12 protein-coding genes are annotated in these 13,689 nt (G+C 66.3%); 7 read left to right on the top strand and 5 right to left on the bottom strand.

Annotated elements, in window-relative coordinates; genetic code table 11:
- The first annotated feature begins 31 nt into the window (after nt 1-31).
- The 3 genes from ACVOJ1_RS17385 (at nt 32) to ACVOJ1_RS17375 (ending at nt 3,778) form a co-directional block, all read left to right on the top strand.
- Nucleotides 32-2,230, top strand: a complete 2,199-nt coding sequence (locus ACVOJ1_RS17385; RefSeq protein ID WP_346480706.1) for a hypothetical protein — start codon at nt 32-34, stop codon at nt 2,228-2,230.
- 61 nt (nt 2,231-2,291) lie between these two features.
- On the top strand, nt 2,292-2,639 hold the full coding sequence (locus ACVOJ1_RS17380) for an EamA family transporter (RefSeq protein WP_053516976.1): 348 nt from the start codon (nt 2,292-2,294) through the stop codon (nt 2,637-2,639).
- Between the two features lie 2 nt (nt 2,640-2,641).
- Complete coding sequence (locus ACVOJ1_RS17375) at nt 2,642-3,778, top strand: glycosyltransferase family 4 protein (RefSeq protein WP_111186688.1); 1,137 nt, start codon at nt 2,642-2,644, stop codon at nt 3,776-3,778.
- Nucleotides 3,779-3,886: 108 nt separating this feature from the next.
- Here ACVOJ1_RS17375 and ACVOJ1_RS17370 read toward each other — a convergent pair whose 3' ends face one another.
- The 5 genes from ACVOJ1_RS17370 to ACVOJ1_RS17350 all read right to left on the bottom strand — a co-directional run bounded on the left by ACVOJ1_RS17370 (nt 3,887) and on the right by ACVOJ1_RS17350 (nt 9,934).
- The gene (locus tag ACVOJ1_RS17370) at nt 3,887-5,317 is read right to left on the bottom strand and encodes a UbiA family prenyltransferase (protein ID WP_346480705.1); all 1,431 of its coding nucleotides are present in this window, start codon (nt 5,315-5,317) and stop codon (nt 3,887-3,889) included.
- 3 nt (nt 5,318-5,320) lie between these two features.
- Nucleotides 5,321-6,730: a mannose-1-phosphate guanylyltransferase/mannose-6-phosphate isomerase gene (locus ACVOJ1_RS17365; RefSeq protein ID WP_065175349.1), complete on the bottom strand. Its 1,410-nt coding sequence runs from the start codon at nt 6,728-6,730 to the stop codon at nt 5,321-5,323.
- Nucleotides 6,731-6,744: 14 nt separating this feature from the next.
- The gene (locus tag ACVOJ1_RS17360; RefSeq protein ID WP_053516973.1) at nt 6,745-8,103 is read right to left on the bottom strand and encodes a phosphohexomutase domain-containing protein; all 1,359 of its coding nucleotides are present in this window, start codon (nt 8,101-8,103) and stop codon (nt 6,745-6,747) included.
- A 143-nt stretch (nt 8,104-8,246) separates the two neighbouring features.
- Nucleotides 8,247-9,188 (bottom strand): electron transfer flavoprotein subunit alpha/FixB family protein, encoded by a 942-nt coding sequence (locus ACVOJ1_RS17355; protein ID WP_065182502.1) that lies wholly within the window; start codon nt 9,186-9,188, stop codon nt 8,247-8,249.
- The gene (locus tag ACVOJ1_RS17350; RefSeq protein ID WP_053516970.1) at nt 9,188-9,934 is read right to left on the bottom strand and encodes an electron transfer flavoprotein subunit beta/FixA family protein; all 747 of its coding nucleotides are present in this window, start codon (nt 9,932-9,934) and stop codon (nt 9,188-9,190) included. Before ACVOJ1_RS17350 ends, ACVOJ1_RS17355 begins: the two co-directional genes overlap by 1 nt.
- Before the next feature lie 259 nt (nt 9,935-10,193).
- On the opposite strand from ACVOJ1_RS17350, the gene rfbB reads away from it, so the two are divergent.
- Genes rfbB through rfbD form a run of 4 tightly spaced genes read left to right on the top strand, consistent with a single transcriptional unit; the run spans nt 10,194 to nt 13,601 of the window.
- Complete coding sequence (gene rfbB, locus ACVOJ1_RS17345) at nt 10,194-11,249, top strand: dTDP-glucose 4,6-dehydratase (RefSeq protein ID WP_065175347.1); 1,056 nt, start codon at nt 10,194-10,196, stop codon at nt 11,247-11,249.
- Nucleotides 11,250-11,263: 14 nt separating this feature from the next.
- Nucleotides 11,264-12,151: a glucose-1-phosphate thymidylyltransferase RfbA gene (gene rfbA, locus ACVOJ1_RS17340; protein WP_346480704.1), complete on the top strand. Its 888-nt coding sequence runs from the start codon at nt 11,264-11,266 to the stop codon at nt 12,149-12,151.
- On the top strand, nt 12,148-12,705 hold the full coding sequence (rfbC, locus tag ACVOJ1_RS17335; RefSeq protein ID WP_253120241.1) for a dTDP-4-dehydrorhamnose 3,5-epimerase: 558 nt from the start codon (nt 12,148-12,150) through the stop codon (nt 12,703-12,705). Before rfbA ends, rfbC begins: the two co-directional genes overlap by 4 nt.
- Nucleotides 12,702-13,601, top strand: a complete 900-nt coding sequence (gene rfbD / locus ACVOJ1_RS17330; protein ID WP_346480703.1) for a dTDP-4-dehydrorhamnose reductase — start codon at nt 12,702-12,704, stop codon at nt 13,599-13,601. The genes rfbC and rfbD overlap by 4 nt, the downstream gene beginning before the upstream one ends.
- The last annotated feature ends 88 nt before the right edge of the window (nt 13,602-13,689 follow it).

Here is a 13,689-nt window from a genome sequence, read left to right as displayed (position 1 = left end):
TGTCTGGCAACTGATTGCGCCGGTATTGGCGATGTGTCTTGCTGTCATCGGCAGCTCGACCCTGCTGGCCGTTGCCGGCCTCCGCGTGAGCCCGCATCTGCGACAGATCGGGCCGGTCCAGGCGTTGCTGCTTGCAAGCGTGTGCGTACTGGCCCTGCTGATGAATGCCAATGCGTGGCTGCCCGGCTACGTGGTGTTTCCCTGTTTCCTGATCAGCGGGGCCGTGGGAGCCCTCGTGGCGCTTCGCCGTGGCTTCGCCGATCCGCTCGCCCATGCGTCGATCTGGGCGTTCACGATCAGTCTGCTTGCGGGCGTTCTGCTGGTCGCATGGTGGAATCTCATGTTCGCCTCCCGGCATCTGTGGATGCTTGAAGGCACCAACCATGATCTGGTGTTCTTCTACGGCGGTGCCAAATGGGCCATGCAACACCCGCTCTGGGTCGAGCAGGCCACGGTGGCCCGCGAGTGGGCGCTGGGGCAATGCGGTCAGGGCATGCAGTTCATCGGCAACGGCTGCATCGTGCAGCGCAATGGGGCGTACAGCCTGTTGGCACTGGCGTCCAGCTTCGTGCCGGAGGCAGGCCCAAACCAGGTGCGGGCGATGATCGGCACCGCCGCACTGTTCCCGGTGCTCGGCATGCTGCCCTCGATGGCAGGCCGCTTCGGCGGCGCGCGTCGCTGGCCGCGGGGAACCGCGGTGGCCTTCCTGCTGGCGGTGCTGTGCATGCTGGGTACCGGCATGATGCTTGCGGTGGTCAACGAGAACATCGGTACGGCGATGGCGGGCGCCCTGCTGATGATGATCGTGCTGTGGGCGCTTACGCCGATGCAGTCGCTGGGTGCAAAGTGGATCATGCTGGGTGCAGCCGCGGGCTGTACCGGCATGGCATACGGCGAAGCGGCGGTGCATGCGTGCATGATCGTGGCCCTGGCCGTACTGGTGACGGCCATGTGGCTGCGTTCCTGGCGGGTGTTCCTGCTGGGCGGCCTGCTGGCGATGCTGGCCTGCGCGATCGTCCTCAACCGGATGCTGCCCGAGCTGACGGCATCCTATGCCCAGGTCAGTGGCATCGTCGCGCAGTCGTCGTGGCCCAGCTGGTACATCCGGCAGCCCTTCTGGGGTTGGTGGCTGTCGGCTCCCTTCGCCGGCCTGTTGATGACCGGCGAACCTGCCGTGAATCCGGAAGCCATCATGCTCGGGATGGTGCTGATGGCGTCCACTGCATGGCTTTCCATCCGGGAAGGACGCTGGCGGTTCTTCGTCGGCTTGCTGGCAGCCAGCATGGTGCTGGTTGCCTATGTGCAGAGCCATGGCTATCAGTACGGCGAGCACAAGCTGGTGCAGGTGCTCGGGCCGGCATGGGTGGCGCTGTTGAGCTGGCTTCTGCTGCGCCATGCGCGCCGTCGCGGCCGCACAGGTGTGGTACTGCTGCTGATGGCGACGCTGGGGGCCCTGTCGGCAGCCTACGCCGTGCGTTCGCGATCGATCCTGGTCTCGCATGTGCCTTCGGGTATCACCCATGCCCTCTCGGAAGCGATCAGGCTGCCGCAGAAGGGAGATGAGGTCGTCATCGACACGTCCGGGGTCAACGGGCCGGAGCGGTACGTCAAGCAGGACTTTGCTGTGCTGGAGCTGCATCGGCGCGGGGTGCGCGCGCGCATTGCCGACCGTGGCGACGCTCCGGTGGGGTACAGCGATGCCCTGTTCAATGACAGCCTGCGCGCTGCCGAATCACCCGATTGGCTGCTGGTACTCAGGCAGCCCGGTACGGGCCCAGCGCTGCCGCCGGGCACTGCCCCGCTCCTGGAAGATCCCACATTCGCATTGTTCTCGCTGCAGTCCGGTCAGTTGCCGCTGGCCCAGGCGGGTACGGGCTGGCACACCTGCGAACAGGATCACTGCTGGACCCGCGGCGCCTTCAGCCTTGAAACCTTCGTGCCCAAAGGATGTGCGGGCGCACGACTGCAGGTTGATCTGGATCTGCTGCAGCCACCCGCCGAGGGACGTATCCATGTGACCGTCAACGGTGTGGAAGCAGCAACCGTCGACGGGCACCAGGGCGAGGTCAGTCTGCCGCTGGCCGGCGGCAGCTCGGTGGTCGTCCTCGCGCCGGATTGGCCGGTTGCGTCGCCGCAGGCGTTGGGTCTATCAACCGATCCCCGGCCTCTGTTCGCCAGCGTGTCCCACGCCCGCATCAGCTGCGGCGTGCCTGCCGAGCCGGCAGAATGACGGTCTCCACAATCATCCATCGAACTGCGTCGGGCCACGGCCATGGCGCAAGAGGTCTCCCATGCAACTCCTGATCGTCTTCGGCCTGGTCATCCTGGGCGCCTGTGGAACCGTCCTGCTGAAGGTCGGGGCAGGGCGTGTCACCTATTCCGACGGCCTCCTGCCGATGCTGTCGTCTGCGTTCAACCTGCCACTGGTGACCGGCTTCATCCTGCAGATGATCCCGCTGGTGTCGTGGGTGGTGCTGCTCAAGTACATGCCACTGACCAAGCTGCAGCCGATGATCGCCCTGACCTACGTGGTGACACCGGTGCTTGCCGTGCTGTTCCTGGGCGAGCACATCGGCCCACTGCGCATGGCCGGCATCGGCCTGATCGTGCTGGGCGTGGTACTGGTGAGCGCGAGCTGAGCATGAAGATCCTGATCGTCCTGACCTACTACACGCCCTACATGAGCGGGGTGACTGAATTCGCGCGGATGCTCGCCGAGGACCTGTCCCATCGCCACGAGGTCACCGTGCTCACCACCCAGCACGATGCATCCCTGCCGGTGGAAGAGACCATCAACGGCGTGCGCGTGGTGCGCGCACCGGTGTTCGCCCGCATGCACAAGGGCGTCCTGAGCTGGAAGTTCATCACCTGGTTCCGCCGACTGGCGCGGCAGCATGATGTGGTCAACCTGCATATGCCGATGCTGGAATCGGGCCTGCTGTCATTGCTGGTTCCTGCCCGCAAGCTGGTGGTGAACTACCAGTGCGACATGGCCGTGGTGGGTGGACTGCTGGACCGGCTGGCGGTGAACGTCACCCGTGTGTCCTGCTGGCTGGCCACGCGGCGCGCCCGTGATGTCGGGGTGCTCACCCACGATTACGCGAGCTCATCGGCCTGGTTGTCCGGTATCCGTCACAAGCAGCATGAAGTGCTGGCGCCGATGAAGGCGATGCCCTGGCAGGATCGCCCGGCGAGTACCGACGGGGTGTTCCGCTTTGGTTTCGTGGGCCGCTTCGTCGCCGAGAAAGGCCTGCCCGTCCTGCTGGAGGCCTTCAGCCAGGTCCATGCCCTGCATGGCGACCGTGTCCGCCTGGTGCTGGTCGGGGATACCCACAACATCGCCGGCGGCGGCATCATGGATGCCATCCACGGCAGCATCGCCGCGCTGGGGGATGCGGTCGACGTGCGCGGTCGCGTCAGCGAACAGGAACTGCAGGCGTTCTATGCGCAGCTCGATGTGCTGGTACTGCCCAGCGTCAACCGCTATGAAGCGTTCGGCATGGTGCAGCTGGAGGCGATGCTCAGTGGTTCACGGGTGATCGCGTCGAACCTGCCGGGCGTGCGCACCATCGTGCAGAACACCGGCAATGGCGAAGTGGTGCCGGTCGGTGATGCACCGGCACTGGCGGCAGCGATGCTGCGCCTGATGGCCAGCCGCGATGCGGCAAGCCGTGCCGAGGTACGCGCACAGGCACTGCAGGCCTATCCGCTGCGGCGCTTCTACGACCTGCAGGAAGCCATGCTGCTGGATCGCACCGGGCCCGAGCGTCCGGCCTGATCCCACCTGGCCGGGTTGCCAGCGCTGCCTGCGGGCAGCGACGGCACCGTCATTCCCCGCGCTCGAATGACGGCTGCGCGCCGGTGGCGCAGCCATGATGTGCCTGATTCAGATCGCCGCCAGTACCGACAGGCCACCCACCAGCACCGTGATCAGGCTGCCGGGATCCTTCACTGCGAACACGACCGGGTCGTCGTGCATCTGTCCACGGTGGGCCAGCAGCCAGGTGCGGCAGATCCAGTAGAGCAGGACCGGGCACAGCAGCCACAGGAACAGCGGATGCCCGTAGAGCTCCTGGCTTTCCGGAGCGTTGATGTACAGGCACAGCACCAGTACCGACGCCATGCCCGACGCGGTACCCAGGGCCTGTACCAGTCCCAGGTCCTCGACGTGGTAGCCACGCCCGCTGGGCTTCTCCTTGCCGCTGGCCAGCGTCATGCGCAGTTCGGTGTAGCGCTTGAGCATGGCCAGGCTGAGGAAGATGAACATCGAGAAGGTCAGCAGCCAGAACGAAAGCGTGACGTCGATTGCCGCGGCACCGCCGACGATGCGGATGGTGTAGAGCGCGGCCAGCATCACCACATCGATCATCACCACCTGCTTCATCCGCAGGGAATAGGCCAGGGTGAGGCAGAAATAGATGGCCAGTACCAGCAGGAATGCAGGGCCGACAATGGCCGCCAGCAGGAAGCCGGCCAGGGTCAGTACCGGCGTGGCCAGCAGCCCCGAACGCAGATCCAGCCGGCCACAGGCGAACGGGCGCTTGCGCTTGCGCGGATGCTGCCGGTCCGAGTCGAGGTCCAGCAGATCATTGAACAGATACACGCCGGATGCGCACAGCCCGAAGGCGATGAACGCCAGCACCGCGTTGAGCGTGGTCTCCAGCTCCAGGAAACGATGACTCGCCAGCAATGGCACGAATACCAGCACGTTCTTCAGCCACTGGTGGACACGCATCGCCTTGAGCCAGGCGCGTGGGCCGCCGCCTTCGCGGGGCCAGTGGGTGGCAAGCTCCGAACAGTGCGCCGCAGCGCGGGCGACACCGGCACTGGCGTTGACCACCCAGGCCGAATGCGCGTGCTTCCAGATGGCCAGATCGACCCGCGCGTTGCCCATGTAGTCGAAACCGCGCTCGCCGAACTGCTCCACCAGCAGATCGGCCTTGCGATGGCCGGCAAGATTGGTGTGTCCATCGCTGCAGAACACGTCGTCGAACACGCCCAGATGGCGCGCGATCGGCTCCACCAGTGCCGCGTCCGATGCCGTGCACAGGACCCGCCTGCGATCACTGCTGGTCCGCAGCAGTTCGACCACGCGCGGGTCGTACGGCAGCAGTGCCGGATCGCCGGCACCGTGCACCGCCAGCTGGTGCTTCAGGTGGGCCTTGCCACGCAGCAGCCAGAACGGCAGCACGAACAGCATCCAGGGCTGCCGTGCCAGCATCCTCAGGAAGGTCTCGTACAACAGGTCACTGCGCAGCAGGGTGCCGTCCAGATCAACACACAACGGCCTCGAACGGCCGGCACCCGAAGCACTCACCGATCAGCCTCCCGCGCGGCCGTACTGGTCTTCGAAACGAACGATATCGTCCTCGCCCAGGTAGCTGCCCGACTGCACTTCGATCAACTCCAGCGGCAGCTTGCCCGGGTTCTTCAGGCGATGGGTGACGCCCAACGGGATGTACGTGCTCTGGTTTTCCGACAGCAGGATGACCTCGTCGCCCCGGGTCACCTCGGCCGTGCCGCTGACCACGATCCAGTGCTCGGCGCGGTGGTGATGCATCTGCAGGCTCAGGGTCGCGCCCGGCTTGACGGTGATGCGCTTGACCTGGAAGCGGTCGCCGTTGTCGATGGAATCGTAGGCGCCCCACGGACGGTACACCTTGCGGTGCGCGGCAGCTTCACTGCGGCCCTCGCGCTTGATCCGGCCGACAATCTCCTTGACGTCCTGCACGCGGTCCTTGTGGCCGACGAACACGGCGTCGTCGGTCTCCACGACCACCACGTCCTGCAGGCCGACCATCGCGATCAGGCGGTTGCCATAGGCATAGCTGTCCTTGCAGTCCAGGGCGATGACATCGCCATGGCAGGCGTTGCCGTCGGCATCCTTGTCGGACACTTCCCACAATGCCGACCACGAGCCGACGTCATTCCATTCCGCGTCGAGCGGCACCACGGCGGCATCGGCGGTCTTTTCCATCACCGCGTAGTCGATCGAGTCGTTCGGGCTGGCAGCGAAGGCCTCGGCGTCGAGGCGGATGAAGTCGTTGTCGCGTGCGGCCTTGTCGAGCGCATTGCGGCAGGCGGCGAGGATCGCCGGCTGCAGCGTCTCCAGTTCCTTCAGGTAGCGCGAGGCCTTGAACAGGAACATGCCGCTGTTCCAGAAGTACTCGCCGGATGCCACGTACTGTTCGGCGGTAGCCAGGTCGGGCTTCTCGACGAAGCGGTCGACGGCACGCACGCCTTCACCCGTGGCGGCCTTGATGTAGCCGTAGCCGGTCTCCGGCGCCGTCGGCACGATGCCGAAGGTGACCAGCTTGCCGGATTCGGCCGCGACGGCGGCCTGCTTGACCGCGGCATGGAACGCCGCCTCGTTGCGGACCACGTGGTCCGACGGCAGCACCAGCAGCAGCGCGTCATCGCCGGCCGACAGTGCCTGCAGCGCGGCGATGGCGATCGCCGGCGCGGTGTTGCGGCCGACCGGCTCGAGGATCAGCGCCTGCGGCAGCACCTTGCATTCGCGCAGCTGCTCGGCCGCCATGAAACGGTGTTCCTGGTTGGCGACTACGATCGGTGCCGCGCCGGCAATCGACGCAACGCGCTTCCAGGTCGCCTGCAGCATCGTGTCGTTGCCGACCAGCGGCAGGAACTGCTTCGGATACGCTTCGCGCGACAGCGGCCACAGACGCGTGCCAGAGCCGCCGGAAAGAATGACGGGAACGATGGGATTCATGGTGCGTCCTTCGGTTAATGGTTTGCCGGCGTGCCGCCGATCAGGGCGGTCAGCTCGGCGATGCGTTCGCGCAGCAGGGCGTCATCGCCACGGGTTTCGATGTTCAGGCGCAGCAGCGGCTCGGTGTTGGAGCTGCGCAGGTTGAAGCGCCAGTCGGCGAAATCCGCACTGACGCCATCGGTATGGTCCAGTACCGGCTGCTGTTGCTGGAAATGCGCCAGCACGCGCGCCACGGTCGCCTTGGCATCATCGACACGGAAGTTGATCTCGCCGCTGCACGGATAGGCCTTCATGCGATCGGCCACCAGCTCGCCCAGTGACTTGCCGGTCGTGGAAACCAGCTGCGCGATCAGCAGCCACGGGATCATGCCCGAGTCGCAGTAGGCGAACTCGCGGAAGTAATGGTGGGCGCTCATCTCGCCGCCGTAGATGGCATCTTCGGCACGCATGCGCTCCTTGATGAACGCATGCCCGGTCTTGCTCATGATCGGCACGCCGCCGGCCTGCTCGACCATTTCCACGGTGTTCCAGGTCAGGCGCGGGTCGTGGATGATCTTGCCGCCCGCCTGGCGGGCCAGCAGTGCCGTCGCCAGCAGCCCGACCAGGTAGTAGCCCTCGATGAAGTTGCCGTCGGCGTCGAAGAAGAAGCAGCGATCGAAATCGCCGTCCCAGGCGATGCCGAAATCGGCACCGTGCGCGCGCACGGCATCGCGCGTTGCCGCACGGTTCTCCGGCAGCAGCGGATTGGGGATGCCATTCGGGAAACTGCCATCGGCCTCGTGCTGGATGCGGATGAACTCGAACGGCAGGTGCGGCGCCAGTTCGTCGATCACCAGGCCAGCGCCACCGTTGCCGGGGTTGGTGACGATCTTCAGCGGCTTCAGGCCGGCCACGTCGACGTAGCCGAGCAGGTGCTGGATGTAGGCGGACTTGTCGGTGTCCTGGCGGACCTCGCCCTGGCCGGTTCCCAGCGGCGCCTCCGAGGCGGCGAAGTCGCGGATGTCGAACAGGCCGGTATCGCCGCTGATCGGCTTGGACTCCTCGCGCACCAGCTTCATCCCGTTGTAGTCCATCGGGTTGTGGCTGGCGGTGACCATGATGCCGCCGGCGGCCTTGCGGTGGAAGGTCTGGAAATAGACCTCCTCGGTACCGCACATGCCGATGTCGATGACATCGCGGCCGCTGGCGGTCAGGCCTTCGATGGCGGCCTGCAGGAGGGCAGGGCTGCTCAGGCGGATATCGTGTCCCACCACCACCGGTCCCGGGCCCAGCAACGCGGCAGTGCCGGCGCCGATGCGGCGGGCAAGGCGTTCATCCAGTTCATCCGGAACGCGGCCACGGATGTCATAGGCCTTGAAACACGGGAGCGTCATCAATGCAGTCCTTACACGGGTTGACCCCGGATTATAGCGACAGGCACTGCAAGGACGGGTGAGCCAGGCCAGCGTCCCTGCGGGCCCCAGAAGGAAGGGAATGCCGCGTAACCTGTTGATTACGCGGCACCCCGGGCGGGCGCTCAGCCCAGCGCGGCCTCGAGTTCCGGCAGGATCGTGAACAGATCCCCGACCAGGCCGATATCGGCAATCTCGAAGATCGGCGCATCGCCGTCCTTGTTGATCGCCACGATCGTGCCGGCATCCTTGATGCCGGTCAGGTGCTGGATCGCACCGCTGATGCCGACGGCCACGTACAGCTCCGGCGCGATGATCTTGCCGGTCTGGCCGACCTGCAGGTCGCTGGGCACGTAGCCGGCATCGACGGCGGCGCGCGAGGCGCCGACGGCGGCGCCGAGCTTGTCGGCCAGCTGGAAGACGACCTTGAAGTTCTCTTCCGAGCCGACACCACGGCCACCGGAGACCACGCGCTTGGCGCTCTGCAGGTCCGGACGGTCGCTGGCACCGGCGGCCAGGCCGACGAAACGGGTGTGGGTCGGCAGTGCCGCATCCACGCTGGCCGCTTCGATGGCAGCGCTGCCGCCCTGCGCGGCTTCCGGCCACGACGCGGCACGCACGGTGGCGACCACGACCTGGTCGGCCGGGGCTTCCACAGTGATGATGGCGTTGCCGGCGTAGATCGGGCGCTTGAAAGTGTGGCTGCCTTCCACGGCCATCAGGTCGGAGACCTGGTTGACACCCAGCAGGGCGGCCACGCACGGCATCAGGTCCTTGCCGAAGGTGGTGGACGGGCCGAACACGTGGCTGTAGCCCTTGGCCAGCTGTGCGATCTGCGGCGCCAGCACCTGGGCCAGGGCCTGTGCGTTGGCGGCGTTGGCCACGGTCAGGACCTTGGCGACGCCGGCGATCCTGGCGGCCTCGGCGGCGACGGCCGTCGGATCGGCGGCCAGCACCAGCACGTCGATGCTGGCACCGCTGATGGCAGCGGCGGCGCTGACGGTCTTGGCGGTGGCGGCGTTGAGCTTGCCGTCGTGGTGCTCGGCGATGACGAGAATCTTGCTCATTACAGCAACCCCTTCTGCTTGAGTGCGGCCACCAGTTCGGCCGCGTCCTTGACCATTACACCCTTGCTGCGCTTGGACGGCGCAGCGTACCGGGTGGTCTTGAAGGTGTCGGCGGCTTCAACGCCGAGGTCGGCCAGCTGCAGGGTTTCCAGCGGCTTGGCCTTGGCCTTCATGATGTCCGGCAGCTTGATGAAGCGCGGCTCGTTCAGGCGCAGGTCGGTGGTGACGACCGCCGGCAGATCCACTTCCAGTGTTTCCAGGCCGGCGTCGACCTCACGGGTCACCGTGGCCTTGCCATCGGCGATGTCCAGCTTGCTGGCGAAGGTCGCCTGCGGGCGGCCCCAGAGCGTGGCCAGCATCTGCCCGGTCTGGTTGGCGTCATCGTCGATGGCCTGCTTGCCGAGGATCACCAGGTCCGGCTGCTCCTTCTCGACCAGCTTGAGCAGGGTGCGCGCGGCGGTCAGCGGCTGGATGGCCTGGTCGGTGACCACGTGCACGGCACGGTTGGCGCCCATGGCCAGGCCGTTGCGCAGATGCGCCTGGGCGTCGGCCGGGGCGATGGTGGCCACCACCACCTCCGTGGCGATGCCCTTGTCGCGCAGGCGCAGGGCTTCTTCCAGGGCGATTTCATCGAAAGGATTGGGAGACAGCTTGACGCCGTCGGTGACCACGCCGGAACCGTCCGGCTTGACCTGAATGCGGACGTTGTAGTCCACCACGCGCTTGTATGCGACGAGGATTTTCATCTGGTACGGGGTCCTTCAGTAACAGGGAGAACGTCCGGTCCTGACAGCAACCGGTTCGGGGGTGGGATCCTGATTCTAGCTGGCTTGGGGCAACCATGCGAATGCGTATGGTTGTGCTGCGGCGCACTAATGCTCCCTCAGGGAAGGGGCTCTGTTCACCCGTCAGAGGCAGTGGTAAAGGTGGGCCCGATGTATCCTGCTGCGCTGCACCCGACTGCCAGGCGGCGCGGGAGCCTTGATCGAACAGGAGTAACGGGTAGTGCCAACTTGGATTGTCACCGGCGGCGCCGGGTTCATTGGCGGCAATTTCGTCCTCGAGGCCGTGGCCCGTGGCGTCAAGGTCGTCAACCTCGATGCACTGACCTACGCCGGCAACCTGCAGACGCTGTCCAGCCTGGAAGGTAATCCGGACCACGTGTTCGTGCACGGGGACATCGGCGACCGTGAGCGGGTCGCCCGCCTGCTCGCCGAGCATCAGCCCGATGCGGTGCTGAACTTCGCAGCCGAGAGCCACGTCGACCGCTCCATCGATGGCCCCGGGGCCTTCATCCAGACCAATGTGGTGGGGACCCTGGGCCTGCTCGAAGCGGTGCGCGACTACTGGAAGGCGTTGCCGGCCGAGCGCGGCGCAGCGTTCCGCTTCCTGCATGTGTCCACCGACGAGGTGTACGGCACGCTGGGCGAGACCGGCGCGTTCAGCGAGACCACCCCGTACGCGCCGAACTCGCCGTACTCGGCGTCCAAGGCCGCGTCCGATCACCTGGTGCGTGCGTTTCACCACACCTACGGGCTGCCGGTGCTGACCACCAACTGCTCCAACAACTACGGCCCCTACCACTTCCCGGAAAAGCTCATCCCGCTGGTGATCGCCAAGGCGCTGGCCGGCGAACCGCTGCCGGTCTACGGCGACGGCAGGCAGGTGCGTGACTGGCTGTTCGTGTCAGATCACTGCGAGGCGATCCGCACCGTGCTGGCCAAGGGCCGGGTGGGCGAGACCTACAATGTGGGCGGCAATTCGGAACGGCAGAACATCGAGGTGGTGCATGCGATCTGCGCTCTGCTGGACCAGCGCCGTCCGCGCGCTGACGGGCAGCCGCGCAGCAGCCAGATCACCCATGTGGCCGATCGCCCCGGCCATGACCGTCGCTATGCGATCGATGCCAGCAAGCTGAAGAACGAATTGGGCTGGCAGCCGGCGCACACGTTCGAGCAGGGCATCGCCTTCACTGTTGACTGGTACCTGGAGAACCAGGACTGGGTCGAGGGCGTGCTTGACGGCAGCTACCGCCTGCAGCGCATCGGCACTACGGCCTGAACCCAGGAGACGTCATGACCCAGCGCAAGGGCATCATCCTCGCCGGCGGAACCGGCACCCGGCTGTATCCGATCACCAAGGGCGTCAGCAAGCAGCTGTTGCCCGTGTACGACAAGCCGATGATCTACTACCCGCTCAGCGTGCTGATGCTGGCCGGCATCCGGGAAGTGCTGATCATCAACACCCCGCATGAGCAGGCCCTGTTCCAGCAGCTGCTGGGTGATGGCTCGCAGTGGGGCATGGACATCCAGTACGCCGTGCAGCCCAGTCCGGATGGGCTGGCGCAGGCGTATCTGATCGGCCGCGAGTTCGTCGCCGGCAAGCCCAGCTGCCTGGTCCTCGGCGACAACATCTTCCATGGCCATGGCCTGCGCGACGTGCTCCGGCGGGCCGACGCCCGCGCCGATGGCGCGACCGTGTTCGGCTACTGGGTCAACGATCCCGAGCGTTACGGCGTGGCCGAATTCGACAAGGACGGCCGGGTTGTCGGCCTGGTCGAAAAGCCGCAGAACCCGCGTTCCAACTACGCGGTCACCGGCCTTTATTTCTATGATGGCAACGCCTGCGATTATGCGGCCGAGCTGAGGCCTTCGCCGCGCGGCGAGCTGGAAATCACCGATCTCAACCAGCGCTATCTCGGTGCGGGCAGCCTGCATCTGGAGGCGCTGGGGCGTGGCTATGCATGGCTGGATACCGGCACTCACCAGTCGCTGCTGGAAGCGTCCAACTTCATCGAGACCATCCAGACGCGCCAGGGCCTGCAGGTCTGCTGTCCGGAAGAAGTGGCGTTCGGGCAGGGCTGGATCAATGCCGAGCAGCTGGAAGCGCTGGCCGCTCCGTTGATCAAGAATGGCTACGGCCAGTACCTGCACACACTCGCATTGCGTGGAGTGGTTCCGTGAAAGTGATTGAAACCCGGTTGCCGGGATGCGTGGTGATTGAACCGGCGGTGTTCGGTGACGAGCGCGGCTTCTTCTTCGAAGGCTGGAACGCGGCGCGATTCGGCCAGCTGGGCCTGCCCGACCGCTTCGTGCAGAGCAATGTCTCCTCATCGAGCAAGGGCGTGCTGCGCGGCCTGCATTACCAGTGGCCGCGACCGCAGGGCAAGCTGGTGAGCGTGCTGGAAGGCGAGGTGTACGACGTGGCCGTCGATATCCGCCGCGGATCGCCCACCTTCGGCCAGTGGGAAGCAGTGGTGCTGAGCGCGCAGAACAAGCGCCAGTTCTGGATTCCGGAAGGCTTCGCGCACGGATTTGCCGTGCTGTCCGACACCGCGCTGTTCCACTACCTGTGCACCGATGTGTACGTGAAGGAAGCCGATGCCGGAGTGCGCTGGAACGACGCGGACATCGCAGTGGACTGGCCGGTGGGCGTGCCGACGCTCTCGCCCAAGGACGAACATGCGCCGTTCCTGAAGGACATCGCCGAGGAACGTCTGCCGGTCTTCGCGCCATGACGGTTCTCGTGCTGGGCGGCAACGGCCAGGTCGGCCAGGAGCTGCTGCGCGCGCTGGCGCCGCTGGGGCCGGTGGTCGCCACCACCCGCAGTGGCCGGCTGCCTGATGGCAGCCCCTGCGAGACGGCGGACTTCGGCCAGCCCGGGAGCCTGCCGGCGCTGCTGGATCGCGTGCAGCCATCGGTGGTGGTCAATGCGGCGGCCTATACCGCCGTGGATCGCGCCGAGCAGGACATCGAAGCCGCCTTCGCCGCCAATGCGCAGGCCCCGGGCGTGATCGCGCGCTGGTGCCAGGCGCAGGGCGTGCCGTTCGTGCATTACTCCACCGACTACGTGTTCGACGGCGAAGGTTCCGCGCCCTATCGCGAGGACGAGCCGACCGCGCCGCTGGGTGTGTATGGCACCAGCAAGCGCGATGGCGAAGACGCCGTGCGCGCTGCCGGTGGCCGCCACCTGATCTTCCGTACCGCATGGGTGTATGCCGAGCACGGCGCGAACTTCCTGCGCACGATGCTGCGCCTGGGCGCAGAGCGCGACCATCTGCGTGTGGTGGCCGACCAGATCGGCACGCCGACGCCGGCTGCGCTGATCGCCGATGTCACCGCGCTCGCGCTGCAGCATCCTGCCGCGCTCTCCGGCACCTGGCACCTCACCGCCAGTGGCCAGACCAGCTGGCACGGCTTCGCCGAAGCGATCTTCGCCGAAGCGCTGGCAACCGGTGTCCTGCACAGGGTGCCGGCGGTTGAAGCGATTCCGGGTGCCGAGTATCCGACCCCGGCGCGGCGGCCGGCCTGGTCGGTGCTGGACAACAGGGCCCTGCAGCAGGCGCTGGGCATCGTGCTGCCGCCGTGGCAGGACGGCCTGAAGCAGGTCATGGCCGCGATCGCGCGCGGCTGAGGGCACGCCGCAATTGCTGCGGCGCATCCCAGCCGGATGCGGGTGTGCCGCTAGAATGCGGGCATCCTTACCGTGTGGGACAGCAAAG

It is taken from the genome of Stenotrophomonas sp. STEN225, assembly GCF_056756445.1.
The sequence above is the reverse complement of the archived record's forward strand: the minus strand, read 5'-3'. Positions and strand labels throughout refer to the sequence as shown.